This window comes from Bradyrhizobium nanningense (assembly GCF_004114535.1).
GTDB lineage: Bacteria > Pseudomonadota > Alphaproteobacteria > Rhizobiales > Xanthobacteraceae > Bradyrhizobium > Bradyrhizobium nanningense.
The window spans coordinates 129,170-152,126 of record NZ_LBJC01000031.1 but is presented as its reverse complement, the minus strand read 5'-3'; the positions used below and the strand labels follow the sequence as shown (position 1 = coordinate 152,126).

28 protein-coding genes are annotated in these 22,957 nt (G+C 63.8%); 16 read left to right on the top strand and 12 right to left on the bottom strand.

Annotated features, from left to right (window positions below; all coding sequences use genetic code 11):
• Positions 1-81 precede the first annotated feature (81 nt).
• The gene (locus XH84_RS26775) at positions 82-606 is read right to left on the bottom strand and encodes a P-loop nucleotide/nucleoside kinase family protein (RefSeq protein ID WP_245471861.1); all 525 of its coding nucleotides are present in this window, start codon (positions 604-606) and stop codon (positions 82-84) included.
• A 428-nt stretch (positions 607-1,034) separates the two neighbouring features.
• Between XH84_RS26775 and XH84_RS26770 the strand changes: the two genes are divergently transcribed.
• From XH84_RS26770 to XH84_RS26750, 5 genes are all read left to right on the top strand, one after another.
• Positions 1,035-1,598 (top strand): MarR family winged helix-turn-helix transcriptional regulator, encoded by a 564-nt coding sequence (locus tag XH84_RS26770; protein ID WP_128922475.1) that lies wholly within the window; start codon positions 1,035-1,037, stop codon positions 1,596-1,598.
• A gap of 191 nt (positions 1,599-1,789) precedes the next feature.
• Positions 1,790-2,464 carry a response regulator gene (locus XH84_RS26765; RefSeq protein WP_128922474.1) on the top strand — a complete coding sequence of 225 codons (675 nt, stop codon included), beginning with the start codon at positions 1,790-1,792 and terminating at the stop codon, positions 2,462-2,464.
• A 1-nt stretch (position 2,465) separates the two neighbouring features.
• Positions 2,466-3,851 carry a sensor histidine kinase gene (locus XH84_RS26760; RefSeq protein ID WP_164936636.1) on the top strand — a complete coding sequence of 462 codons (1,386 nt, stop codon included), beginning with the start codon at positions 2,466-2,468 and terminating at the stop codon, positions 3,849-3,851.
• A 56-nt stretch (positions 3,852-3,907) separates the two neighbouring features.
• The gene (locus XH84_RS26755) at positions 3,908-4,246 is read left to right on the top strand and encodes a type II toxin-antitoxin system ParD family antitoxin (RefSeq protein ID WP_245471860.1); all 339 of its coding nucleotides are present in this window, start codon (positions 3,908-3,910) and stop codon (positions 4,244-4,246) included.
• Positions 4,182-4,532 (top strand): type II toxin-antitoxin system RelE/ParE family toxin, encoded by a 351-nt coding sequence (locus tag XH84_RS26750; RefSeq protein WP_347338786.1) that lies wholly within the window; start codon positions 4,182-4,184, stop codon positions 4,530-4,532. The genes XH84_RS26755 and XH84_RS26750 overlap by 65 nt, the downstream gene beginning before the upstream one ends.
• A 72-nt stretch (positions 4,533-4,604) precedes the next feature.
• Here the strand turns inward: XH84_RS26750 and XH84_RS26745 are convergent, their stop codons facing one another.
• The 6 genes from XH84_RS26745 to XH84_RS26720 all read right to left on the bottom strand — a co-directional run bounded on the left by XH84_RS26745 (position 4,605) and on the right by XH84_RS26720 (position 10,901).
• Entirely contained in the window at positions 4,605-5,894 is a 1,290-nt protein-coding gene (locus XH84_RS26745; RefSeq protein WP_128922472.1) for a M20/M25/M40 family metallo-hydrolase, read from the bottom strand.
• Positions 5,895-6,013: 119 nt separating this feature from the next.
• Positions 6,014-7,669, bottom strand: a complete 1,656-nt coding sequence (locus tag XH84_RS26740) for a TRAP transporter large permease (protein ID WP_128922471.1) — start codon at positions 7,667-7,669, stop codon at positions 6,014-6,016.
• A gap of 26 nt (positions 7,670-7,695) precedes the next feature.
• Entirely contained in the window at positions 7,696-8,277 is a 582-nt protein-coding gene (locus XH84_RS26735) for a TRAP transporter small permease subunit (protein ID WP_128922470.1), read from the bottom strand.
• Between the two features lie 169 nt (positions 8,278-8,446).
• Positions 8,447-9,466 carry a GTP 3',8-cyclase MoaA gene (gene moaA, locus XH84_RS26730; protein ID WP_128922469.1) on the bottom strand — a complete coding sequence of 340 codons (1,020 nt, stop codon included), beginning with the start codon at positions 9,464-9,466 and terminating at the stop codon, positions 8,447-8,449.
• Positions 9,467-9,573: 107 nt separating this feature from the next.
• Entirely contained in the window at positions 9,574-10,068 is a 495-nt protein-coding gene (locus XH84_RS26725) for a hypothetical protein (protein ID WP_128922468.1), read from the bottom strand.
• Positions 10,069-10,226: 158 nt separating this feature from the next.
• On the bottom strand, positions 10,227-10,901 hold the full coding sequence (locus XH84_RS26720) for an HAD family hydrolase (protein ID WP_128922467.1): 675 nt from the start codon (positions 10,899-10,901) through the stop codon (positions 10,227-10,229).
• A 155-nt stretch (positions 10,902-11,056) separates the two neighbouring features.
• On the opposite strand from XH84_RS26720, the gene rpiA reads away from it, so the two are divergent.
• Genes rpiA through gor form a run of 3 tightly spaced genes read left to right on the top strand, consistent with a single transcriptional unit; the run spans position 11,057 to position 13,753 of the window.
• Positions 11,057-11,770, top strand: coding sequence for a ribose-5-phosphate isomerase RpiA (rpiA, locus tag XH84_RS26715; protein WP_128922674.1), 714 nt, complete (start codon positions 11,057-11,059; stop codon positions 11,768-11,770).
• A 2-nt stretch (positions 11,771-11,772) separates the two neighbouring features.
• Complete coding sequence (locus XH84_RS26710; RefSeq protein ID WP_128922466.1) at positions 11,773-12,318, top strand: DUF2059 domain-containing protein; 546 nt, start codon at positions 11,773-11,775, stop codon at positions 12,316-12,318.
• Positions 12,319-12,364: 46 nt separating this feature from the next.
• Entirely contained in the window at positions 12,365-13,753 is a 1,389-nt protein-coding gene (gene gor, locus XH84_RS26705) for a glutathione-disulfide reductase (RefSeq protein ID WP_128922465.1), read from the top strand.
• 8 nt (positions 13,754-13,761) lie between these two features.
• On the opposite strand, the gene XH84_RS26700 is transcribed toward gor, so the two are convergent.
• A complete protein-coding gene (locus tag XH84_RS26700; RefSeq protein ID WP_128922464.1) occupies positions 13,762-14,901 on the bottom strand; it encodes a hypothetical protein in 1,140 nt (379 codons plus the stop codon).
• 379 nt (positions 14,902-15,280) lie between these two features.
• Here XH84_RS26700 and XH84_RS26695 point away from each other — a divergent pair, with 379 nt between their 5' ends.
• Positions 15,281-15,589 carry a hypothetical protein gene (locus XH84_RS26695; RefSeq protein ID WP_128922463.1) on the top strand — a complete coding sequence of 103 codons (309 nt, stop codon included), beginning with the start codon at positions 15,281-15,283 and terminating at the stop codon, positions 15,587-15,589.
• 13 nt (positions 15,590-15,602) lie between these two features.
• Here the strand turns inward: XH84_RS26695 and XH84_RS26690 are convergent, their stop codons facing one another.
• From XH84_RS26690 to XH84_RS26680, 3 genes are all read right to left on the bottom strand, one after another.
• Positions 15,603-15,788 carry a hypothetical protein gene (locus XH84_RS26690; RefSeq protein ID WP_128922462.1) on the bottom strand — a complete coding sequence of 62 codons (186 nt, stop codon included), beginning with the start codon at positions 15,786-15,788 and terminating at the stop codon, positions 15,603-15,605.
• Positions 15,789-15,851: 63 nt separating this feature from the next.
• Positions 15,852-17,081, bottom strand: coding sequence for a carboxylate-amine ligase (locus XH84_RS26685; RefSeq protein ID WP_128922461.1), 1,230 nt, complete (start codon positions 17,079-17,081; stop codon positions 15,852-15,854).
• Between the two features lie 20 nt (positions 17,082-17,101).
• Entirely contained in the window at positions 17,102-17,929 is an 828-nt protein-coding gene (locus XH84_RS26680) for a class II glutamine amidotransferase (RefSeq protein ID WP_128922460.1), read from the bottom strand.
• Between the two features lie 212 nt (positions 17,930-18,141).
• Here XH84_RS26680 and XH84_RS26675 point away from each other — a divergent pair, with 212 nt between their 5' ends.
• The 7 genes from XH84_RS26675 to XH84_RS26645 all read left to right on the top strand — a co-directional run bounded on the left by XH84_RS26675 (position 18,142) and on the right by XH84_RS26645 (position 22,167).
• Complete coding sequence (locus XH84_RS26675; protein ID WP_245471859.1) at positions 18,142-18,741, top strand: hypothetical protein; 600 nt, start codon at positions 18,142-18,144, stop codon at positions 18,739-18,741.
• Complete coding sequence (locus tag XH84_RS26670) at positions 18,738-19,220, top strand: hypothetical protein (RefSeq protein ID WP_128922459.1); 483 nt, start codon at positions 18,738-18,740, stop codon at positions 19,218-19,220. Before XH84_RS26675 ends, XH84_RS26670 begins: the two co-directional genes overlap by 4 nt.
• A 393-nt stretch (positions 19,221-19,613) precedes the next feature.
• Positions 19,614-20,087, top strand: a complete 474-nt coding sequence (locus XH84_RS26665) for a TerB family tellurite resistance protein (RefSeq protein ID WP_128922458.1) — start codon at positions 19,614-19,616, stop codon at positions 20,085-20,087.
• A gap of 2 nt (positions 20,088-20,089) precedes the next feature.
• On the top strand, positions 20,090-20,449 hold the full coding sequence (locus XH84_RS26660; RefSeq protein WP_128948513.1) for a hypothetical protein: 360 nt from the start codon (positions 20,090-20,092) through the stop codon (positions 20,447-20,449).
• A complete protein-coding gene (locus XH84_RS26655) occupies positions 20,446-21,081 on the top strand; it encodes a TerC family protein (protein WP_128922456.1) in 636 nt (211 codons plus the stop codon). Before XH84_RS26660 ends, XH84_RS26655 begins: the two co-directional genes overlap by 4 nt.
• A 34-nt stretch (positions 21,082-21,115) precedes the next feature.
• A complete protein-coding gene (locus XH84_RS26650) occupies positions 21,116-21,700 on the top strand; it encodes a TIGR00645 family protein (protein ID WP_128922455.1) in 585 nt (194 codons plus the stop codon).
• A 203-nt stretch (positions 21,701-21,903) separates the two neighbouring features.
• Complete coding sequence (locus XH84_RS26645; protein ID WP_128922454.1) at positions 21,904-22,167, top strand: hypothetical protein; 264 nt, start codon at positions 21,904-21,906, stop codon at positions 22,165-22,167.
• A 181-nt stretch (positions 22,168-22,348) separates the two neighbouring features.
• On the opposite strand, the gene XH84_RS26640 is transcribed toward XH84_RS26645, so the two are convergent.
• The gene (locus tag XH84_RS26640; protein WP_128922453.1) at positions 22,349-22,879 is read right to left on the bottom strand and encodes a DUF2380 domain-containing protein; all 531 of its coding nucleotides are present in this window, start codon (positions 22,877-22,879) and stop codon (positions 22,349-22,351) included.
• Positions 22,880-22,957 lie beyond the last annotated feature (78 nt).

Here is a 22,957-nt window from a genome sequence, read left to right as displayed (position 1 = left end):
GCTGTCGACGGCGAGCCAATGGACGGCGGGCAATCCCGCGGCGGCGGCCTGCCGAGCTCCACCATGAGGCCAATTGCCGAGCTAGCCAATCTTGTCGCGAACATAGGTCTCCGCTCGCTCCAGCAGATCATCGAGCGAACAATTGGCCGTGTCGAGCACCAGATGCTGTCGGTCCCATGGTTCATACGCGCGGCTCACGACATCACTCCAGGTTGGGAGTTTGAGGCCATCAATGTCGGGTGTCCGGCTTTCCAAGCGTTGCCGGTGTAGCGCCGGTTCGCTGCAAACCATTTCGATCTCAACCATGCGGGCCGAGGTCTGCAAGGCACATTGCCGCCAGGCAGCGCGGCTTGCCTGCACTGGATTCACGCAGTCGGCGATAACGATGCGTCCGAGCTTGAGATTTTCGGCAGCCAGCGCGTTGGCTATGGCATAGCCCTCTGCACCGACGGTAAAGCCAGCGTCCCGCAACGCCTGTTCGATCGAATCGATACGCAGATATGTCGCCGCGAGCCGAACGGTCAACTCGCGAGCAATGGTCGTCTTGCCGGTGCCCGGAAGGCCGCCGAACACAATGAGTACCGATAATGGATTCATGATGCCCATGATGGGGCGGCGGCTCGAGGTCCGCAACGGGGCGGACGCGGCGATGTCCGATCAAATATGGGTAGCCGACAGGCCGATGCGTGAGACCTTACGCAGTGTCAAATCGAGTTGCACCGAATAGCCGATGAATTCCGGATCGGCATTCAGAGCGGGCGAAGTTGCTGGACGCGCCGAAATTGGGCGTTCGTAACCTTGTCGTGAACGCGGTACGTAGTCTTGCGGTGTTCCTTTCGCGGAACGACCGGGCTATCGGAATCCGGCAATCGGGCTGGAGTCGCGGCCTCAGGCGTGTTTCCCCGCCGTCCGGACTTCACGGTACAATATACCGGACTCAACCAGTCCCGACCAAAATTCAGCTTTCACCGAATGCGGCCAGTCTCGATTCCCGATCGAGATGACGAACGGCCGTTTCCCGTCGGCATTTATCAATGAGCATGGCAACTGAAATCGTACAACTTCTCGTGCAATCGGCCGGCAGTTGGCTCTTTGAAGGCACTCGTTCGGGGCTGAGCGATCGTGAGTGGATGGCCTTGCGCTTTCTCGCGCTTGCCAACAGACTTTCGAGGACCCCGACGGCACTCGCCGGCTTTCTGGGGACGACCCGCGGCGGCGCATCTCTGATTACCGCCGCGCTCCTGGACAAGGGATTGGTGGTCCGTAAGCCCTCCGCGGAGGACAAGCGTTCGATTACGCTATGTGTCACGGGCGAAGGCAAGAAGCTCCTGGAGCGCGATCCGATCCACGCCCTGCGAGACCAGATTGTGGCACTCGAGGGCTCCGATCGATCTCGGCTGCGCGATACGCTTCGCCGCGTCCTCGTTGGGCTCGATGTTGCCGAGCGCCGTCATCACACCGACGTTTGCAGTCAATGCATGTTTCTGGTCGCGAGCGGGGAGGACGGAGACCGCCACTTCAAGTGCCGGCTCTTTCGGAAATCCATAGCCCTGAAGGAGACGAGCCAGCTGTGCACCTATTTCGAAGGGCGGAGCTAGCAAGGTCCGCTGCTCTCGCGAGGAGCGGTCCGGCAGAAATGGCGGGCCATGTTCCATCGGTTGACGCGAACCTGACGACAGGCTGACCTGCTTTCCGGCCACTTTTCGCTGGCCGAGGCGGCCGGAATGATGGAAGAGAGCGAAGATGCCGCGCGGGCCGGGCGGCGACTTGAGTATTTGGCGGACATGCAATGCGCCTTCTGATCGTCGAGGACAATGCCGAGCTGTCGCGGCTCGTCGCGGCCGGGCTGGCGGCGGCCGGCTACCAGAGCGACATCGTGGGCAGCGCGGCCGAGGCGCGCGAGGCGGTGAGCAGCGTCAGCTATGCCGCAATGATCCTCGACCTCGGGCTACCCGACGGCGACGGTCTGTCGGTGCTGCGCGAGCTGCGGCTCAAGATGGAACCGCTCCCGGTGCTGGTGCTGACGGCACGCGGCGGCCTGCAGGACCGCGTCAGCGGCCTGCGCAGCGGTGCCGACGACTACCTCGTCAAGCCGTTCGCGATGGAGGAACTGGTGGCGCGGCTGGAGGCGATCCTGCGCCGGCCCGGCCAGCTGCTCGGCCGCTCGCTCAGCCTCGCCAACCTCGTCTACGACACCGAGAGCCGCCAGATCTTCGTCGACGACCAGCCGCGGATCATCTCCGCGCGCGAGACCTCGGTGCTCGAGATCCTGCTGCGCCGGCAGGGGCGGGTGGTGCCGAAGAAGAACGTCGAGGACCACATCTTCGGGCTGGACGGCGAGGTCGCCTCCAACGCGGTCGAGGTCTATGTCTCGCGGCTGCGCAAGCAACTCGCCGAACACGGCGCCAAGGTCGCGATCCACACCATTCGCGGCGTCGGCTATCTCATGGACGTGGAGAAATAGCGTGGCCCAGATCGGGTCCTATGCCAGGTCCTATGGCAGGTCGCCGACGTTCAAATCGCTGATCTGGCGCATCGTGTTCCTGCACATCCTGGCGGTCGCGGTGGTCGCGATCCTCCTGCCGCTGGTCTTGTTTTGGCTGCTCAATTCCGAGATCACCCAGCTGCATCGCGATGCCATGCGCGCCCAGGCCGAAGTGCTGGCGGAGCGCATCGTTGCGCAGCCGGGCGGCCTGTTGACGTTCAATCTACCCGACAGTCTCAAAGGACTCTATTCCGAAGCGTATGGCCGCTATCAGTACGACATTCGCGATGCCGACGGCCGTTTGCTGTTCTCCTCGCACCGGCGCTCCGCCGCCGCTGCACCTCGCTCGTCGGAGAGCATTTCCGGCGCCGCGGTCACCCGCGACATCGACGGCAAGACGGTGCGCATCCAGGTTGCAGAGGACCTCGCGCATCGCGACGTCATCATCGACGACATTGTCTCGAACTTCTTCCGGCGCGTAGGTTGGATCACCATCCCGATCCTCCTGATCCTGCTCGCCACCGACATCATCATCTTTCGCCGGGCGGTCGCGCCGCTATGGAAGGCCTCCGAGGAGGCCAGCAATATTGGCCCTGCGCGCACCGACATCCGGCTGCCGACGGAGCAGATCCCGCGCGAGATCTTGCCGCTCGTCACCGCCGTCAACCAAGCGCTCGACCGCCTCGAAGGCGGCTTTCGGGTGCAACGGCAGTTCACGGCGGACGCCGCGCATCAATTGCGCACGCCGCTCGCGATCCTGCGCACGCGGATCGAGACGCTTGACGATCGCGCGGCGCGGCAGGCGCTGCATGCCGACATCGAAACCATGAGCCGCCTCGTTGCCCAGCTCCTGGAGATCGCCGAGCTCGACACCCTGGTGCTCGATCCCGGCGAGACCGCGGATTTACGCGCCGTCAGCGCCGAGGTGGTCGCCTCGATCGCGCCGCTGGCGATCGCGCAGCACAAGGACATCGCGCTGAAGGGCGCCGACGCGCCGGTGCTGATCCACGGCAATGCGGAGATGCTGCAGCGCGCGATCTTCAACCTCGCCGAAAACGCCATCAAGTTCACGGCAAAGGACACCACAGTCGACGTCGAGGTGGGCGAGGACGGTTCGGTGCGCGTGCGCGATTCCGGCCCGGGGATCGCCGAGGCCGAGCGCGAGCTGATCTTCCAGCGCTTCTGGCGCGCCGACCGCCGCCGCAGCGATGGTGCTGGATTGGGGCTCTCGATCGTGCGCGCGGTGGCGGACGATCACGCGGCGACGGTCGCGGTGGAGAATCTTCCGGGGGGCGGGGCCGAGTTCACGCTGCGTTTTCGGCCGGCGGACAAGGTAGAGGTCGGGGAGGAACTCGCGCGGCACTGACACTGCACTCTCTCCCTCCTTAAGGCTGGGCAACGGAGCAGGGAGGAAGGCGCCGTATGGCACCTCAGGTGTATGACAGTGTCATATCATGTGCTATAAGGGCGGTGAAAGGGGACAGCATGCGTACCAGCAAGCCGATTACCGTGACCCTCGGCCCGCAGCTTGCGAGCCTGGAAGCCCGCCTGAAATCGGGCGAATACGCCTCCGCCAGCGAAGTCATCCGCTCGGCCCTTCGCGCCCTCGATCGGCAGGATGCTGCGCTTGACGAATATCTAGCCGCCAAGGTTCGGGCTTCGATCCAGGATCCGCGCCCGAGCGTTGCGGCGACGGATGTTTTCAAGCGTTTGCGAACGCGCCACGCGAGGAACGCGAAAGCCGCCAAGCGTGGCGCTTAAGGTCGTATTCCGACCGGAGGCGGAGGCCGATTTGGTCGGCCTTTACGAGTACATCGCAGAACGTGCCGGCTATCGAATCGCAGGCGTCTATATCGACCGTCTCGAGGAGGCATGCATGGCTCTCGCCACCTTTCCCAAACGTGGCACCAGCCGCGACGATCTTCTTCCGGGCCTGCGTACCATCGGATTCGAGCGGCGCGTGACGATTGCATTCCGCGTCCTGAAGACGGAGGTTGAGATCGTCACCATCGCGTACGCCGGACGTCGTTTCGAAGACGATTTATGAGCCGCTTCCGGCTTCCAACGAGAGAGCTTCGTCTTTGGTCAAGGCTGACTGCCGAACCCGGCGAGGGCGCCGCTACTTCAGCTTGCCGCTCGACAGGTCCATGATCATGCGCGTCGCCAGATAGAGCCGCGGCTCGATGCTGCCCAGCTGCACATATTCCGCATCGTTGGAGTGTGCACCGAAGCCCGACAGGCCCATGCCTTCGACCACGGCTCCGCTGGTCTTGAGCGCGGCAAACGCGGCGTCGGTGCCGCCGCCGGTCGCCTTCTCGTCGACCTTGAGGGATAGTCCGATCTCTCCATAGATCGTCTTGCCGTAGGCCGCCACGCGGCGCGAGGCCTCGTTGGCTTCGAGCGGCGGGCGCCGCACCTCGAACTTCAGGTCGACCTTGGAGCCGGGCAGCAGGCGATTCTTGATCTTGTCCTGCAGCTCCTTCTCCAACCCGTCGAAATCGGACACCTTGAGCGCGCGCGCATCGGCCTGGGCCGTGGCGTTCGCAGGAATCACGTTGCGGTTGGTGCCGGATTGGGAGACCGTCCAGTTCAGCTTCAAGCCCCGCTCGGGCTTGGACAGATCTTTCATCTGCAGCACCTGGTGCGAGAGCTCGTACAGCGCATTCACGCCGCCCTCGGGCCTGGCGCCGGCATGTGACGACTTGCCCTGCACGGTGAGATAGGCCGAGCCGATGCCGCTGGTGGCGAGGCGCAGCGTGCCGTCAGTGCCGCCGCCTTCGAACGAGAACACCGCGTCCTGATCCGAGGCGAGGCGGGTGATGGTGCTGCGCCAGCCGGGCGAGGAGATCTCCTCGTCGCCGTTCGTGAGCACCGTGAGCGTGCCGTAATCCCTAAAGTTCAATTTCTGCAGCAACGCCACGGTGTGGAGAATGAGCGCGACGCCCTGCTTGTCGTCGGCGATGCCGAGGCCGTAGGCCTTGTCGCCGTCGATGCGGAACGGCTGGTCCTTCAGCATGCCCTTCAGGTACACCGTGTCCATGTGGGCGATCAGCATGATCTTCTTGGTTCCCGCGCCCTTGAACACGGCGTGCACGGCGGGTCCGATCTTCTCGGGGCTGTCGTCGAGCCGATAGACGTCGGTGGGCTGCAGGATCTCCACCGTGCCGCCGAGCTGCTTGAGCTGGCCGGCAACGCGCTCCGCGATCTGGTTCAGGCCTTCGATGTCCTTGCTGCCGGATTCGATGCTGACGAGATCGCGCAGCGTGTCGAGCAACGGCTGCTGCTCCTTTTGCGCCAGCATGTGGACATCGGCGATCGGCTCGGCCTGCACCATCGCCGCGGCACATGTCAGCCAGAGTGAGGCGATCAACCGGCCAACGAGCGACAGAGCAGGGTGCAATCGGGGCATGAGCGGTCATCCTTAGGGCTGAGGATGGCCCGGTATGCCTGCGTTTCCGGTGCTTGTCACGCGCGCCGTCGCGCGTCGTGCGCCACTTGCGCGGAGCACGACGGCGGGTGTTGTCCTCGCTATTTCTGCGGCGGTCCGAGATCCAGCGGCGGCAGCTCGATCTGCGGCACCTCGATCTTGATCGTGTTGGGATCGATGGTCGACTGCACGCCCTTGTAGTGCATGACCATCGCGGGGAACGCGATCACCAGGCCGACCATGATGACCTGGATGACCACGAAAGGCACCGCGCCCCAATAGATCTGGCCCGTGGTGACGGGGTCCATCCGCTTGCCGGTGACGCGATCGGTGTAGCGCTCCTTCGGTGCGACCGAGCGGAGATAGAACAAGGCGAAGCCGAACGGCGGGTGCATGAACGAAGTCTGCATGTTGACGCCGAGAATGACGCCGAACCAGATCAGGTCGATGCCGAGGTGCTCGGCGGCAGGTCCGAGCAGCGGGATCACGATGAAGGCCAGCTCGAAGAAGTCGAGGAAGAAGGCCAGCACGAACACGAACGCGTTGACGAAGACCAGGAAGCCGACCTGGCCGCCGGGCAGCGAGGTGAGCAGGTGCTCGACCCAGACGTGGCCGTTGACGCCGTAGAAGGTGAGCGAGAACACGCGGGCGCCGACCAGGATGAACACGACGAAAGCCGACAGCTTGGCCGTCGATTCCGTGGCCTGCCTGATCAGGTCCCAGCTCAGCCGCCGCTTCGCGGCGCCGAGGATGAGGGCGCCGGTGGCACCCATCGCGCCGCCTTCGGTCGGGGTCGCGATGCCGATGAAGATCGTGCCGAGCACCAGGAAGATCAGGAACAGCGGCGGCACCATGACGAAGGTCGTCTGCTGCGCCATCTTCGACAGGAAACGGAAGCCGGTGAGCTTGTCGATGATCCAGTTCACGACGGCCATGGCGAAGGCGAAGACGATGCCATAGAACATGCTGAGCACGACGTAATCGGCGCCATGCGTCTCCGAATTGCGCATCATGAACCAGCCAAATACGCCGCTCGCGAGGAACAGCACGCCGAGCGAACCGAGGCCGCGGCTGCCGCTGTCTTCGCGGAAGCCGATCGCCTCCTTCGGCAGGCCCGGCGTCGCCTTCGGGAAGATCATGCTGACGAGGAAGGCGTAGCCGGCGTAGAGGCCGGCGAGCACGAGGCCCGGAATGAAGGCGCCCTCGTACATGTCGCCGACCGACTTGCCGAGCTGGTCGGCCATCACGATCAGGACGAGCGAAGGCGGAATGATCTGCGCGAGCGTACCGGATGCGGCGATGACGCCGCTTGCCACGCGGCGGTCATAGCCATAGCGCAGCATGATCGGCAGCGAGATCAGGCCCATCGAGATCACGGACGCGGCGACCACACCCGTCGTCGCGGCCAGCAGCGCGCCGACGAAGATCACGGCATAGGCGAGGCCGCCGCGGATGGTGCCGAACAATTGGCCGATGGTGTCGAGCAGGTCCTCGGCCATGCCCGACCGCTCCAGCACCAGTCCCATGAAGGTGAAGAAGGGAATGGCCAGCAGCGTGTCGTTGTTCATCACGCCGTAGACCCGCTCCGGAAGCGCCTGGAGGAAGTCGGGGTGGAATTGGCCGAGTTCGACGCCGATGATGGCGTAGAACAGGCCGACGGCGCCGAGCGAGAATGCCGCGGGATAGCCGAGCAACAGCACGACGACCAGCGACGCGAACATGATGGGCGCCATATTGGCGATGATAAAAGCGGTCATGATTTCCCCTACACCGTCGCCAACGGCTACTTCTTCTCGATCGCTTCGACGAGATGCTCGACTTCCGCTTCCAGCGCGGACACCTGGGATTCATGCGGGTCCGGTATCATTCCGCGCATCACCGCAATCCGCTTGATCAGCTCGGAGATGCCTTGAACGAGCAGGAAAGCGAACCCGATCATGATCAGGGCTTTGGCGGGCCATTGCGGCAGGCCGCCGGCATTGCCGGATTGCTCGTTGATGTGGAACGAACGCTGGAAGAACGGCACGCCGGTGATGACCATGACGATGCACAGCGGGATGAGGAAGAACAGGTGACCGATCACGTCGATCATGCTGCGGACCGTCTTCGGCAGCGCGTTGTTCACGATGTCGATGCGGATGTGCTCGTTGTCGAGCAGCGTCCAGGGCGAGCAGAGCAGGAACACGATGCTGAACAGCACCCATTGCAGCTCGAGCCACGAATTGGAGGACGTGTCGAAGGTCTTGCGGACGATCGCATTGACCGCCGAGATGATGACGGCGGCCACGATCAGCCACGCCAGGCGTTTGCCCGTCCAGCGCGTGAACGCGTCAATCCCTTGGCTCAGCTTCAAGAGCGCTTGCAACGATAGGTCCTCCCCCGATTGTGCCCCGGCCGTCTTGACTGCGCCGAACGGGCGCGTGGCTTGTCTCGCCGCGCAGGCATGAGGCAGCCGCACCAAATCAGCGGGCGTGCCGCCAGTCAATCGGAAGTTTGTTGATAGTTAAGGGGAATAAGGCCGTAGTCCGCCGGTGTCAGCCACCGGTGACGCTCATATGCCTGGAGACGCTGGGACGGTCGTGGCGGCGGTCGATGATGAAATCATGGCCCTTCGGCTTCAGGCCGATGGCGCGGTCGATCGCATCCGCAAGCAGCAGGTCGTCATCAGATGCACGTAGAGGTTTGCGCAAATCCGAGGCGTCCTCGTGGCCGAGGCAGGTGTGCAGCGTTCCCGTGCAGGTAATCCGAACCCGGTTGCAGGATTCGCAGAAATTGTGCGTCATCGGCGTGATGAAGCCGAGCTTGCCGCCGGTCTCGGCGACGCTGACATAGCGGGCCGGTCCACCGGTGCTCTCGGCGAGGTCCGTCAGCGTGAATTGCTGGGCAAGGCGTGCGCGCACCAGCGAGAGCGGCAAATATTGGTCGATGCGGCCCGAGCCGATCTCGCCCATCGGCATGACCTCGATCAGCGTCAGGCCCATGCCCTTGCCGTGGGCCCAGCGCATCAGCTCGGGAAGCTCGTCCTCATTGAGGTTCTTCAGCGCCACCGCGTTGATCTTGACGGCAAGTCCTGCGGCGCGTGCGGCCTCGATGCCTTCCAGTACCTTGTCGATCTCGCCCCAGCGGGTGATGTCGCGAAACTTCCTGGGATCGAGCGTGTCGAGCGAGACATTGATGCGGCGGACGCCGCAATCGGCGAGCTCGCTCGCGTGCTTCGCCAGCTGGGTGCCGTTGGTGGTCAGCGTCAGCTCGTTCAGAGCGCCGCTCGAAAGATGCCGCGACAGCGAGCGCACCAGCGACATCACGTTGCGCCGGACCAGCGGCTCGCCGCCCGTGAGCCGCAACTTCTTGACGCCCTTGGCGATGAAGGCCGAGCAGAGCCGGTCGAGTTCCTCCAGCGTCAACAGGTTTGCCTTCGGCAGGAACGTCATGTCCTCGGACATGCAGTAGAAGCAGCGCAGGTCGCAGCGGTCGGTGACGGACACGCGCAAATAGCTGATGGTCCGCCCGAACGGGTCGGTCATCGGGGTCGACAGCGCGGCGGATCCGTTCATGCGAGAGGCCTTGTCACTACGGCAATGGGCGCACCCTGGCTTCAGCGGTGCTCGGGACGCAATCTAAGCATCGGACGCGACGAGGACAATCGGGTGGTATACGTAGATCACCGCTTGCCGGCGTTCGGATTGGGGAACGGTGAGGCCGCGGCCGGCGCCGCCTCTGCCGGTGCCGCAGCAGGCGCGGCTACGGCCGGTTTGGGCTTCCTGGGCCGGTGCGGCTTGCGAACCGGCTTGGGCGGCGTCGCCGGCTGGAGTTCCGCAAAGACCGGATTCGGGTCCGTGGTCACCGACGCCGGGGTGGTGAAATCCCCGGGATTTTTGATCACGTTCACCGGGACGCTTGCCGGCTGGTGCTTCGGGAGCGCGAAAGCGACCGTGAAGGGGGCCTCGGGGGCGGGAACCGAGACGGAGCAGGGGGTCTTGCAGCCCGGACCCATCGAGGTCGTGGCGTCCGCACCCGGGGGATTGGATTCGAGCCGGACCTGGACGGTCGGCGGGGCCGATTTGAACATGTCCCAGGACATCGAGGAGCAACCCCCAAGACCTGCCGCCCCCAACAGACCCGCTCCCGCTAACGCAACCGCGATGACACGACGCATGACCCATCCACTTCAACTGCGACGAACCGCCACACAAGCCCCGCGCGGACCTTAGGAGCGTCGTTGGGGGCAGGCAACCGGCGGGCGGCGCATAGTTAATGAATGGTTAATGCGAGGCTATCGCGGAATAATAACGCGATTCCAGGAGCTTGATGGCGTTATACGGTCATCAGGCTGCTGGCGGCGGCCGGCAGGTCGCGCATGTGATGGATCAGCCGGTCCGGTTTCAGCTCGGCAATCGGCACATCCGTGTAGCCGAAGCTGACCCCGATCACGGGTACTCCGGCCCGGCGGGCCACCCCGACATCGGTTCCGGCGTCGCCGACCATGATGCTGGCTTTGACCGCTCCGCCGGCCCGCGCCACGGTCTCGCGGAAGATGGTCGGATCCGGCTTCTGGACGCCAAAGGTGTCGGCGCCGCAGATCGCCGCGAAGCGGCGGCTGAGGTCGAGCTCGTCCAGCAGCCGCTTCGACAGCCATTCCAGCTTGTTGGTGCAGACCGCGAGGCGGTGGCCTTGCGCCGAAAACTGGTCGAGCGCGGCCTCGAGCCCCTCGAAGGGCCGGGATTCGACGGCGATATGATCGGCATAATAGCCGATGAAATCGGCGGTCATCCGGTCCATGTCGGCGGGGGTGACGGTGCGACCCTCCGCTTCCAGCCCCCGCTCGATCAGCTTGCGGGCGCCGGCGCCGATCATGTTGCGGGCCGAGGCCATCGGCACCGGCGGCAGCCCTTCGCGGTCGAGCACGTAGTTCAGCGCGGTGATCAGGTCGGGCGCCGTATCCACAAGCGTGCCGTCGAGATCGAAGACGATGGTGTGAGGGGAGTTCATGATCCAAGCGCTACCGGCCCGCTCGTGTCCACGCAAGGGGCGGGCCCATAAGATCACCTTATAGGCCTGTTCCCGCGCGGAAAACGAGGCTACATAGGCCGCCGAAAGCGGCCATGATCGGCGGCACGTTCGAGACTTCATAGGTGGGCGCAAACGTGAATATGGACCAGTTGAAGCGACAGGCTGCTGCTCGCGCGCTCGAGGATGTCAGGGACGGCATGCAGCTCGGGCTCGGCACCGGCTCGACCGCAAAGCATTTCGTCGAGCTGCTCGGCGAGCGCGTCGCCGCCGGGCTGAAGGTGATCGGCGTGCCGACCTCCGAGGCGACGCGCCTCGACGCGGCGCGTTGCGGGGTCCCACTCACGACGCTCGACGAGATCGACCATCTCGACATCACCGTCGACGGCGCCGACGAGATCGATCCCGCGCTCAACCTGATCAAGGGCGGCGGCGGCGCGCTGCTGCGCGAGAAGATCGTGGCGGCGGCCTCGGATCGCATGATCGTGATTGCCGATGACACCAAATGGGTGCCGACGCTCGGCAAATTTCCGCTGCCGGTCGAGGTCATTCCGTTCGGCCTCGGCGCGACGCGCCGCGCGATCGAGAAGGCATTTGCCGAATGCGGCGTTTCCGGGCAAATGGCGGTCCGCAAGGCCAAGGACGGCCACGTTTTCGTCACCGACGGCGGCCACTGGATCGTCGATGCCCAGCTCGGACGGATCGAGGATCCTGCCAGCCTCGCCACGGCGTTGAGCGCGATCCCCGGCGTGGTCGAGCATGGATTGTTCATCGGCTTGGCCAGCTCTGCCGTTCTGGCGGGGGCTGAGGGAATTCGCGTGATTGAACGGCGCAAGCCGAAAGGAGACTAGGAATGAAGAGCGTTTTGAAGTTCTTGCCGGCCGCGACGCTCGTCGTGGGATTGGCCCTTACGGCCGCCCCGGCCGTGGCGCAGCAGCCCGCCCAGCCAAAGGCTGGCGCCGCGCCGGCCCAGCCGAAGGCCTCGCCCGCGGCGATTGCGGCAGCCAGGGAAATTTTGCAGATCAAGAACGCCAATGCGATGTATGCCGGCGCCGTGCCCGGCCTCGTCGAGAAGACCAAGATCGCGCTGACCCAGCAGAACCTGAACTATCAGAAGGACCTCAACGAGGTCGCGCCGATCGTGGCGCAGCAGCTCCAGGGCCGCCAGAACGAGATCGGCGAAGGCATGGCGCAGATCTATGCCAGCGAGTTCACCGAGCAGGAGCTGAAGGATCTCGTCACCTTCTACAAGTCGCCGCTCGGCAAGAAGCTGATCGACGCCGAGCCGCGCGCCATCGGGCTCAGCATGGCCTTCATGAACTCCTGGGCCCAGAACTTCTCCGAGACCGTGATGGGGGCCTTCCGCGCCGAGATGCGCAAGCGTGGCAAGGAAATCTGACAGACACTATCTGATCAGGAATCTTTGAAGGAGGTCGGAGTGGACAATGGCTGAATTCGACGTCGACCTCTTCGTCATCGGTGGTGGTTCGGGCGGCGTGCGTGCCGCCCGCATCGCGGCCGGTCACGGCGCCCGCGTGATGATCGCGGAAGAGTACCGCATGGGCGGGACTTGCGTGATCCGCGGCTGCGTGCCGAAGAAGCTGTTCGTGATCGGCTCGCATGTCCGTCATGAGCTCGAGGATGCCGCGGGTTTCGGCTGGACCGTTCCGCCCGCCAGCTTCGACTGGGCGACGCTGATCGCCAACAAGGACAAGGAGATCGCGCGGCTGGAGGCGGCCTACACTGCCAATGTCGAGAAGTCGGGCGCGCAAATCGTCAAGAGCCGCGCGGTGATCGAAGACAAGCACGCCGTCCGTCTGCTCGAGAACGACCGCAAGATCACCGCAAAATATATCCTGATCGCCACCGGCGGCGCGCCCAACCACGGCGCCGCGATTCCCGGCATCGAGCACGTGATCTCCTCCAACGAGGCGTTCCATCTCAAGAAGCTGCCGAAGCGGATCGTGATCCAGGGCGGCGGCTATATCGCGCTGGAATTCGCCGGCATCTTCGCCGGCTTCGGCTCCGACGTCACCGTGATCTATCGCGGCGACAACATCCTTCGCGGTTTCGACGAGGACGTCCGCGCCCATGTCCGAGCCGAGATGGAGAAGCAAGGCATCACCATTCTCACCGGTTGCACGGTGGCGAAGGTCGATCGCCACGGCGAGGAGTTCACCACGCATCTGTCGAACGGATCGAGCCTCGCTTCCGACCAGGTGATGTTCGCGATCGGCCGCCATCCGGCGGTGGCCAATCTCGGCCTGGAGAAGGCCGGTGTCGCCATCAACCCGAACAACGGCGGCATCGCGGTCGACCATTTCTCCAGGAGCTCGGTCGACAGCATCTATGCGATCGGCGACGTCACCCATCGCTTCAACCTAACGCCGGTCGCGATCCGCGAGGGCCATGCCTTCGCCGATACCGTGTTCGGCAAGCGCGAGGTGAGGGTCGATCACGCCAACATCCCGACCGCGGTGTTCTCGCAGCCGGAGGTCGGCACGGTTGGTCTGACGGAAACCGAGGCGCGCGCGCAATTCAGCCACGTCGACATCTACAAGACGACGTTCCGCCCGATCAAGGCGACGATGTCCGGCCGCGACACTCGCGTGCTGATGAAGCTCGTGGTCGACGGTGCGACCGATCGCGTGCTCGGCTGCCACATCGTCGGCGATGCCGCCGCCGAGATCACGCAAGCCGTCGCGATCGCGGTGAAGATGAAGGCGACCAAGGCCGATTTCGACGCGACGATCGCGCTGCATCCGACCGCGGCCGAGGAACTCGTCACCATGCGCACGCCGACCGCGCGCCACGTCCGCCAGGCGTCGGAGTAGGGCGTCTCCTAACCGTACAGATACCCCACCGGCTCACCTTCGGTGCGCAGCGGACGAATGTCCTTCCGCGTGATGATCTGCCCGGCGAGACCGTCGATCTCGTCGCGCTGCGTCGGCGTCCAGCTGCGAAGGTTGTCGATGCCCTTGAGAAGGCCGAGCCGGAGCACCTGGGTGTTCTCGCCAACCGCGACGAGGCTGATCGAGCTCTTGCCGGCCGTCAACACATCGCCTGACGCAAGCTCGAATGTCTCGCCGGCCTTGTTCTTGAATTCAGCCGTGCCGCGAATGACGCGATAGATCACGACCTCACCCTTGGCGAACGAGGCGGCGTCCACGGATGCCGATGTACTCTTCGGCAGAAGCGACTGGCCGCGCGGGTCGGTCGCGATGATGTGGCCGGTGACGAGCTCGCCGCTCGGTGTCTCGATGCCGATATCGCGCACGCAAACCGGCAGCGGCGATTTGATCGAGCCATCCGCGAGCGGCTTGAACAGTGCATCCAGCGCCAGCGGATCCTGAAGCCAGAAGCCGGCATTGGCCGGGCGATCGTGCAGCGGATGGCTCCAGGCCACGCGCGGCGTTTCAGCTTCAACGATCTGATCGGGGCCCACGATGGTCGGATTCGGAAAGGTGGTGGGATCGGTGATGAAGGCTTCGAGGAATTTGCCCGAATAGCCCATCGAGATCGGATCCGGCACCACCGTCTGCGGCGTCTTCAAGTTCTCTTCGGTCGACAGGCCCGACCAGGTGTAGAAGAGCTGGCGATGCACGATCGCGCTTTGCAGCATCACCGCGCCGGGGCCGACATTGTAGAAGCGCCCGTCATAGTCGAAGGTGAACGCGCCCGAGGTGACCAGCACCAGCTGAAAGCCGCCGGGTGGAAGATGCAGGTGGAAGTCGGTGGGCCCGGTGTCGGGGCGATAGATCGGCAAGTTCGTCGCGACTTCGTGGAGCAGGAAGGTTTCGTTGTTGGCGTGAAAGCCTTCGTTGGCGCGATTGTAGAGCGCTTGCGGGCGATACGTCGCCTCGAACTTCGCATTCCGGTCGCGATCGATTGCGACGAAGTCCTGGGTGCTGAGGCGGAGCGGCGCGCCATTCGGATGGGTGAGGCCGGTCGTCTTGAGATCGCCCGCAGCATGCACGTTCATGACGTTCTCCGCTCTGCGCCTTTGCTTCGCTGACAACGTCATTGCGAATTCTGGGCCAGTTGGTTTGTGAAGCAGCGAGCGAGCCCCGGCGCCGCGATGCAAGCGTGCCCGTTCAGGAAAAAATCCGGTGGTTGCACGGGACGTTAGATCGACGGCTTGTTCTGATCGTCAGACGCCGTGTCGGGGGCGCGTGCTTCCGAGGGCGGCGACGGGGGTGTCCAATTTGTCGGCAAGCCACGCCAGTGCAGGTGCAGCGGCGCAGGTGCCAGATCGGCGCGATGCCGCTCTTGGGATCAGCAATAATGTCGCGACCGCACAGGCGGCGATTGACAGAATGTTCATGTTTTGTTCTTATGCTGCCACCGAGATGGAGGCAGTCATGGACAACCGTATCAGCGAAATTCGCAGAACCATCAGAGCGCTCCGCGTCAGCATGCGCGAAGCCGAGGCGATCATGCACGAGCAGATCAATCGCGGCGAGGACTGCAGCTTCGTGGCGCAGGAAGTCATCAAGATGCGCTCGGTCATGAGCCTGCTCGCGAAGGAGCGGGTCGCGCTCGGCGATCACGAGCCGATCCTCGTGAACAATTTCTTCATCCCGCGGCGCCGGCCGACGCGAAAGTCGGTCGATGCTCGGGCCCCGACCGTCGAGTCCGTGTTCCGTCCGCGGCTGGTGGCACGGGCTTGAGGCGGAGGGCGCCTTAATCAAGAGCGCGCGGCGCGGCCCGATCCGGCTTGCCGGCCGGGCTGTCCGCCCACTTTGCCATCTCCATAGTCCGCACGTCGACGCCCTCGCACCAGAAGCAGCTTGGCCGCGCGCGACCGTTCTTGGACAGGATCGGGACCAGGCTGTGGCCGCAACCGGCGCACCAGGCGATGTCAGTCATGCATTCCCCTACGGCGTACCAAATTCAGAAATCACGTTCTCGTTCGCGAAGCTTGCGCGGGCGCTATGAGGGCGCTGGCGTATTGCGTCCGATCGGCGCGCTCGATCCCGAAATCGTCGATGTAGCGATCCATCGTGACACTGCTGCGATGTCCTCGCCGCTTTCGCGATAGGCGCGAAGCTGGAATTCGGCCGAGCTGCCGCGGTCCACAATGACCCGGCAATGCTCGATCTCAGCGGCGCAACCCAGTAGGTCCGCGTCCTCGGCGGTATCGCCGATGATTCGGGAGAGTAGCTCCGAGATCGTGACCGGTCCGTCTCGAGAGGCAAAGATGCAATCGGTTCCGTAGCGCTGGGCGCGCCATTTATTCTCTACCGCGATTGCGCGTTCGACCGCCGTGACCTCTTTCGACAGATGAGGCCGCAGATGGAGGTGACGCGTCAGGCAGCGATAGAGCGAGGCGATGGCAACGGCATCGTCGACGAAGGTGCAGGTGTCGGGCGCACGAAGCTCGAGCGTCGGGTGCCGCATCGAAGGACGCATCGCCCACCAGATGTGGCTCTCGTCGGGTATCACGCCGGAGCGCTGCAGGGTGCCGACATATTCGTCGTAATCCTGCTTGGCCTCGAACAGCTCGGGCAGGCCGGTGCGCGGCAGCTCGGAATAGGCGGCGAGCCGGTAGCCCTTCAGTCCGGTCTTGTGCGAATTCCAGAACGGAGAGGAGGCCGACAGCGCGATGAGCAGCGGCAGATGCGGCAGCATCGCCCGCATCACCGCCATGCGCTTCTCGGGATCGGGCAACTGAACATGCACATGCATGCCGCACATCATGTTGCGATGGCCGACGCTGCGCAGATCCTCGATCATCTCCTCATAGCGCGGCTTCGGGCTCGGCTGCGACATGCGCCAGACTGCCGTCGGATGCGTGCCGCAGGCCATGATCACGAAGCCATATTGCGCGGCGACGTTCGCGATTTCGCGACGCAGGAAGCGAAGCTCTTCGCGGGCATCGTTGACGTCGAGGTGAACGTTGGTGGCGACCTCGAGCTGGGATTGCAGCATCTCGCGCATGGCCTGGCCGCCGGTCGACCAGGTCGCCGATTCGAACAGCTCGTTGGGAGTCTGGATCGCGACCTCGAACGTACGTCGATCGGCCAGGAAATATTCCTCCTCGATGCCGAACGAATATTCAGCCGCCTTGCCGCCGGCGCCGGCGGAGCGAATGACGAGGTGCTGCTTGTCATGAGAGGAATCGAGGCGCAGCAATTTCAAAACGTCCGAAGCAAATGTCATTAGGCCACCCGGCAAAGGCATCACCTCCGGGCGATAATCCTTCTGGCAGGAGCGGGTTCCGCGTCGCACTCACTGCAAATTGTCGCGTCGAACGGAACAATCTTCGCGTTTTCGGACGCACGCGCGATCAGCGCGTGATTGGGCGGCACTTCGGTCCAGTCCGATTCCTTGTCGAACGGCTCGGACACGACGATGACCTCGCCGCCGTCCTCACGGAAATAGAGTGTGTTCGCGGCGTCGTTGACCGCAACACGGAAGGCGTAGAGATCCTTGCCGTTGGCGATCGCACTGGTGAAGCGCAGCCGTTCGCGCAAGTGGCCTTCATTGACGAGGCCGACGAGAGCATGCAGCACACGCCGCGTCGCCTGAAGCGGATCGCTGTCGAGGCCGGCGCCCATCATCGCCAGGAACACGGCTTCCGAGTCGGTCGTGCCAAGCCGCGAAGGGTAATAGGCATCGGGAATCAGCGCCTCGACCTTGCGCCGCAGCCGGTTCCAGCTTCCGACGAATCCGTTGTGCATGAACATCCAGTGGCCGCAGGCAAAGGGATGGCAATTCTGCCGCGTCACCGCCGTGCCGGTGGCGGCGCGCACATGCGCAAAGAACAAATGCGAGCGCAAATGCCGGCAGAGATAGCGCAAATTTTCGTCCGACCACGCCGGGCGCGTCTCGCGATAGAGGCCGGGTTCCGGATGCTCGCCGTACCAGCCAAGACCAAAGCCGTCGCCGTTCGAGCCCGCCGTCGATTGCAGCGAGCGGATGCTCTGCGCGACCAGAGAATGCTCGGGCTCGGTGACATAGGGCTCGAAAGACGTCGTCTCGCCCCGGTATGCAATCCAGCGGCACATGAGATGTATCCTGTCGGGAGATACCGTGATGTGCAGTAATTGATTGGCCTGCATGATAGTTCCTGGCCGCAGCTGTTCGTCCTCTTCGGAAGGACTCGCATTTCGCGTGGCATCCTTAGACGTTCATTCACCCTGCGGAGGTGCAACGCGTAGACTAGTACGTCTGTTAACTCGACACGGCTAGGTTGCACCCTGTAATTTGGGTGCGCATCATGAGCCGCTTCGTTCTTTTCACATGCATGGCGTTCGTCACCGCTTTCGTCGCTGTCTCCTGGGCGATGCGTGGCTTTCCCATGACCGTCCCTTCCTCTTCACCGACCGGTGAGTTGAAGGCGACACTCACGGCCTCATTCGGCGACGAGAGTGCCAAGGCGTACGAGCGCAAGGCGTGGGAAGCCAAGCACACCCTGCAAAGTGACAAGGATCCGCAGCTCGATGCGCTGCGCATGGACGCGCTGCAGGCGGGCACCGCCTACACGATGTCGCCGTGTGACAAGACGATGAAGGCGAACCTCATCGCGGCCACGTCGGCTTATGCGCGGGGCTACATGAAGATTTTCGACTGCCCAAATCCGGCGCTGGCAATGTTGTGTAGCGAAGAGAAGCGTGATCGGGCCAACGCCGCATATTCGACGCCCCTTGACGTTCGCGTCAAGGCGCAGCTCGCCGAGGCGTTCGAACAAAAAGGAATCGTCAAGGAGGATTTCCCGGAGGAGATCCGCCTCACGGTGCTCCAGTTTGCCGGGCCCGGCCTGTGGTCCGATCCGTCTCCGGTGTGCCTGCCGCAGCAACGCGGGACGAATGCGAGATGAACCGCGCCTGGTTCATCCTCTGGGCCCTCGTCGTCTATCAGGTCGCCGCATGGGCATTTGCGCCGCAAAAGCCAGCCGAGCCTGCGAGGCCAACCGACGGTCCGGGTTATGGCTCCAACGAAGCGATCTTCGTCCACGGGAGAGCGAGCACGCGCCACGAAGCGACGCTGGCGTTCGAGCGTCCCTATGGCTCGCGCTGCGCAGGTGAGGGGCGGAGGCAGTTCATCAGCTCGGTCAGCGGATATTACACGCGCCGTCAGAACGAGACCGAACGTTATCCCGAGACCTTTGGCAAGCCCGGTGCGGACTACATCGCGAAGCAATGGTCCACCGGCGAAGACAAACGCATCGAGCGATTGACGCAGGAAGCGTATGCGCAGGGTTATCTGCAACCGTCCGACTTTGACGATCTCGCACGCAAGGCGGTTGAAGCAATTGTCAGGGGTGAGCGCGTGACGGTTCGTTCCTGCGCAAGCTGACATCGGGATGTTGCGGCCGTTGATTGCCAACCCGTCATCCTTCGAGGCTCGGCCTCCGATGCCAATGCATCGCAAACCTCACGCCTCAGGATGACGGGTTCGGAAAGCGTCGTTCGCCTCGGCCGTTCCCCATAGACATGGAACCCGATGCGGCGGCTGGTCGCAGTCATCTCGTATTGATTCCGACAGGCGCATCTTTATCTCTGACACGAACAAGAATCCGGGCCCCTCTGGCGAGGACGCCGACGATGTCGGCCAACCTCGTGATGTCGGATGACCTGTCCCGCGCGAATGCGATGGATTGGCCGATCGTCGGGCCCCTAATGTTCTCTCCGACCTCATCGTCCCCATCGCAGCTCCGTGCGGCCATTTCGCAAAGATTGAGGAGCAACGATGACTGACGCCAAGCATTCAAATCCTGTTGAGATCGAGATCGCGGAGCCGTCCAGCCTGAACGAGCAGGCCGCGGCCGCGCTGGTGATTGCCGGCGCGCTCGTCGCCGTGGCCGACCGGCGGGTCTCGCCGGTCGAGCGCGACGAGGTGATCCGGTTCATCAGGGAGCGCGGATTGGCGCCGCATCTCGACGACGAGCGGCTGTCTGCAATGTTCGACGCACTGGCCGAACGGCTGGAGGAGCCGGATTTCGCCAATGTCGTGATTGACACGCTGCGACCGGTCTCGGACATGCCGCTGTCGTCACATATGATGGAACTGTCGGAGCGGGTCGCAGCGGCCGACGAAGACGTCCATCCCCATGAAGTGCAGGCGATCAAATTGTTGCGCTTGCTGACACTGGCGCTGCCGCGCGCCAAGCCGGTCACATCGGGTCAGGGGCGCATCGAACGGCAGTTGGCCACGGAGAAGTAAGCATGAGCGCAGCATCGGACGAGCGCAGCAATGAGGCCGCAGGTCCCGCCAGCGAGATGGCCAGCGGTGACCCGCGCCTCGACAAGCTCGTCGATCGGCTGCCGCCGCGCATGGGTGACACCGTCACCTATCTGCTCAAACCGTCGAACCGCTGGGTCAGAATCCCCTCGGGCACGCTGCTCATCGTTGGCGGCGTGCTTTCCTTCCTGCCGATTCTCGGCGTCTGGATGCTGCCGCTCGGTCTCGCGCTGCTTGCCGAGGACGTGCCTGCGCTGCGCTCCTCACGTTCGAAGGTCCTGGATTGGGTCGAGCGGAAGAAGCCGCATTGGCTCGATCCGTCTGCACCGAATGACCGATCATGACTGAATTCATCACGCCCGATGCGCTGACCGCGCTGCTTCAAGTCGTCCTGATCGACCTCGTGCTCGCCGGCGACAACGCCGTCGTCATCGGCCTCGCCGCAGCGGGACTGCCGGCCGAGCAGCGCCGCCGCGCCATCATCGTCGGCATCGCTGCCGCCACGGCACTGCGCATCGTCTTCGCCGGCGTCGCGACCCAGCTGCTGCAGGTCATCGGCCTGCTGCTTGCCGGCGGCGTGCTGCTGCTCTGGGTGTGCTGGAAGATGTGGCGCGAACTGCGCGAGCAGTCGCATGCGAGGCAACTCGCGTTCAGCCGTGGCGCCGGCGCGGATGCTGCGCCGGCGCAGCGAAAGACCTTCGGCCAGGCTGCGGTGCAGATCGTTGCCGCGGACGTCTCGATGTCGCTCGACAACGTGCTCGCGGTCGCGGGCGCCGCGCGCGAGCATCCCTACATCCTCGCCTTCGGCCTGTTGCTGTCGGTCGCGATGATGGGCGTCGCCGCCGATCTGCTCGGCCGCGTGCTCCAGAAGCAACGCTGGATCGCCTATGTCGGCCTCGCCATCATCATCTACGTCGCGTTCGAGATGATCTATCGGGGCTCGCTCGAGCTCGCACCCGTCATCGCGAGTCTCTGACGCGCGCATGCCTGTCTGCAATCCGGAGTGATCAATGACGTCTGAATCCACAGCACCTTCGGCGCCGACCGCGCCGCAGCCGCCGATCGGCCTGTTTCCGAAACTGATCTTCGGCTCGCGCTGGCTGCAATTGCCGCTCTATATCGGCCTCATCGTCGCGCAGGCCGTCTATGTGCTGCTGTTCCTGAAGGAGCTCTGGCACCTGGTTGCGCACTCGTTCGACGCCAGCGAGCAGCAGATCATGCTGGTCGTGCTCGGGCTGATCGACGTGGTCATGATCTCGAACCTGCTGGTGATGGTGATCGTCGGCGGCTACGAGACCTTCGTCTCCCGCCTGAACCTGAGCGGGCATCCCGACGAGCCGGAATGGCTCAGTCACGTCAATGCCAGCGTGCTCAAGATCAAGCTCGCGATGGCGATCATCGGCATTTCCTCGATCTCGCTGCTCAGGACCTTCATCGAAGCCGGCAATCTCGGCACCACGCGCAGCAACTTCACCGAGACCGGCGTGATGTGGCAGGTGCTGATCCACCTGACCTTCATCATCTCTGCGATCGGCATCGCCTGGGTCGACCGCCTCAGCGAGAGCGGCCACCGAACGGAGGCCGGCCACGACTGACGAACCTGGCCGCCTGAGACCTCCCGAGCGGCCGATCCTGGGCCCGCCTGATCGTCCGATCCGGCGGGCTCTTTTTCGAGATCGATAAGCTTGTCTGCAATCGGTTCAGCGGCGGCAAACCCTGCCGACAAGAAGCCCGACGCCTTAAACCAGGCCTTTGGAACCGATCTGCATCCTGCCTGCAAAAGGGCAGGGCTATGGGCATGTCAGTTCTCAGGGAGGTCGTCGCAGCAGTCGCGGGAGTCTACGCGCTCCTGCTGGTCTGTGACGCATTGTTCGGGGTCGGCGAGGCGCGCTTCGACGACGCCTATTACCGCGCCAGCTTCTATGCGCCGCGGCCGAAGGAGTTTCGGTTTGCGACCGACACGCCGCCGGCGGTCCGCGTCAGCGAAGCGTTCGCGCAGTTCTCGGCCGGCGAGGTCAAGCCGAATAAGCGTTATTCGTCGCTGACGACGATCATCCGTTAGGGCCTGGCCTCGCTAATCGGCTGTCCGCCTGACGCCCGGCTTACCGGCAGCATCAGCCGAGGAGCGGATGGCCTCCGAGGTCGCAGATGGGCCCAGTTGCAGACGTCGGCCCGAGCGCCGCAGGAGGTCGGCTATGGGGCCATAAGCGGGCTGACGGCGCCATGCACATGCGTCGCGTAGTCTATTGCTGCGATCTGCTTTCAAGCAGCCGGTCGCGGACCTCCTCCGATATAAAGCGCTCCGCCCGCTGCCATGCCTCGTCGTTGTCGCCGCGGAACTGGAAGTATTTCCTAAACACGATGCGCTGGGATTCTGTATCGATAGCAACAATCTGCGCAAACTGCACCAGCGTGCTCATCTTATGAAAGCCGCCGATGATCAGGATCCGCGCGCCGTCCTGTGACGCCGCGCGCAGCCGATCGCGCAACGTCGGTTCATCGGTCGGACAATTTGAAGAGCATGAGGACGGCACAAGCTCAAAACGGTGGTCCGCCGTGACATCGTCCCGCAGCGCGGTCATGAAGGCCCGCAATCGCTTTTCATGAACGGCCGTCTGATCGGCGGGCTCGTTCGACGTGTCTCTATATTTGAAATCGTCGACGGAGATAGCCAAGGCGTGGCCGGCGGTCTCGGCGGATGCACCTGAGATGAGGCTGGATCCCAGGAACAGACCGGCTGCGGTAACAGCGTGCAGGACTGAGCTGTGGCGCATGGCGATGACTCGATCTCCTCAGCTAAGCCCATCTTGGAAGATCGATTCTTTCCGTCTCCTGTCGAAGAAATTAATCCT

What these genes read in the sequence shown, in the direction of transcription:
- XH84_RS26645 (WP_128922454.1), top strand. Translation starts at nt 21,904, where the DNA reads ATGTCAGTTCTCAGGGAGGTCGTCGCAGCAGTCGCGGGAGTCTACGCG.
- gor (WP_128922465.1), top strand. Translation starts at nt 12,365, where the DNA reads ATGGCTGAATTCGACGTCGACCTCTTCGTCATCGGTGGTGGTTCGGGC.
- XH84_RS26725 (WP_128922468.1), bottom strand. Translation starts at nt 10,068, where the DNA reads ATGCGTCGTGTCATCGCGGTTGCGTTAGCGGGAGCGGGTCTGTTGGGG.
- XH84_RS26755 (WP_245471860.1), top strand. Translation starts at nt 3,908, where the DNA reads ATGGCACCTCAGGTGTATGACAGTGTCATATCATGTGCTATAAGGGCG.
- XH84_RS26660 (WP_128948513.1), top strand. Translation starts at nt 20,090, where the DNA reads ATGAGCGCAGCATCGGACGAGCGCAGCAATGAGGCCGCAGGTCCCGCC.
- XH84_RS26700 (WP_128922464.1), bottom strand. Translation starts at nt 14,901, where the DNA reads ATGAACGTGCATGCTGCGGGCGATCTCAAGACGACCGGCCTCACCCAT.
- XH84_RS26720 (WP_128922467.1), bottom strand. Translation starts at nt 10,901, where the DNA reads ATGAACTCCCCTCACACCATCGTCTTCGATCTCGACGGCACGCTTGTG.
- XH84_RS26745 (WP_128922472.1), bottom strand. Translation starts at nt 5,894, where the DNA reads ATGCCCCGATTGCACCCTGCTCTGTCGCTCGTTGGCCGGTTGATCGCC.
- XH84_RS26650 (WP_128922455.1), top strand. Translation starts at nt 21,116, where the DNA reads ATGACGTCTGAATCCACAGCACCTTCGGCGCCGACCGCGCCGCAGCCG.
- XH84_RS26675 (WP_245471859.1), top strand. Translation starts at nt 18,142, where the DNA reads ATGAGCCGCTTCGTTCTTTTCACATGCATGGCGTTCGTCACCGCTTTC.
- XH84_RS26680 (WP_128922460.1), bottom strand. Translation starts at nt 17,929, where the DNA reads ATGTGCCGCTGGATTGCATACCGGGGCGAGACGACGTCTTTCGAGCCC.
- XH84_RS26750 (WP_347338786.1), top strand. Translation starts at nt 4,182, where the DNA reads ATGTTTTCAAGCGTTTGCGAACGCGCCACGCGAGGAACGCGAAAGCCG.
- XH84_RS26740 (WP_128922471.1), bottom strand. Translation starts at nt 7,669, where the DNA reads ATGACCGCTTTTATCATCGCCAATATGGCGCCCATCATGTTCGCGTCG.
- XH84_RS26710 (WP_128922466.1), top strand. Translation starts at nt 11,773, where the DNA reads ATGAAGAGCGTTTTGAAGTTCTTGCCGGCCGCGACGCTCGTCGTGGGA.
- XH84_RS26670 (WP_128922459.1), top strand. Translation starts at nt 18,738, where the DNA reads ATGAACCGCGCCTGGTTCATCCTCTGGGCCCTCGTCGTCTATCAGGTC.
- moaA (WP_128922469.1), bottom strand. Translation starts at nt 9,466, where the DNA reads ATGAACGGATCCGCCGCGCTGTCGACCCCGATGACCGACCCGTTCGGG.
- XH84_RS26685 (WP_128922461.1), bottom strand. Translation starts at nt 17,081, where the DNA reads ATGACATTTGCTTCGGACGTTTTGAAATTGCTGCGCCTCGATTCCTCT.
- XH84_RS26765 (WP_128922474.1), top strand. Translation starts at nt 1,790, where the DNA reads ATGCGCCTTCTGATCGTCGAGGACAATGCCGAGCTGTCGCGGCTCGTC.
- XH84_RS26690 (WP_128922462.1), bottom strand. Translation starts at nt 15,788, where the DNA reads ATGACTGACATCGCCTGGTGCGCCGGTTGCGGCCACAGCCTGGTCCCG.
- XH84_RS26640 (WP_128922453.1), bottom strand. Translation starts at nt 22,879, where the DNA reads ATGCGCCACAGCTCAGTCCTGCACGCTGTTACCGCAGCCGGTCTGTTC.
- XH84_RS26770 (WP_128922475.1), top strand. Translation starts at nt 1,035, where the DNA reads ATGAGCATGGCAACTGAAATCGTACAACTTCTCGTGCAATCGGCCGGC.
- XH84_RS26655 (WP_128922456.1), top strand. Translation starts at nt 20,446, where the DNA reads ATGACTGAATTCATCACGCCCGATGCGCTGACCGCGCTGCTTCAAGTC.
- XH84_RS26695 (WP_128922463.1), top strand. Translation starts at nt 15,281, where the DNA reads ATGGACAACCGTATCAGCGAAATTCGCAGAACCATCAGAGCGCTCCGC.
- XH84_RS26775 (WP_245471861.1), bottom strand. Translation starts at nt 606, where the DNA reads ATGGGCATCATGAATCCATTATCGGTACTCATTGTGTTCGGCGGCCTT.
- XH84_RS26665 (WP_128922458.1), top strand. Translation starts at nt 19,614, where the DNA reads ATGACTGACGCCAAGCATTCAAATCCTGTTGAGATCGAGATCGCGGAG.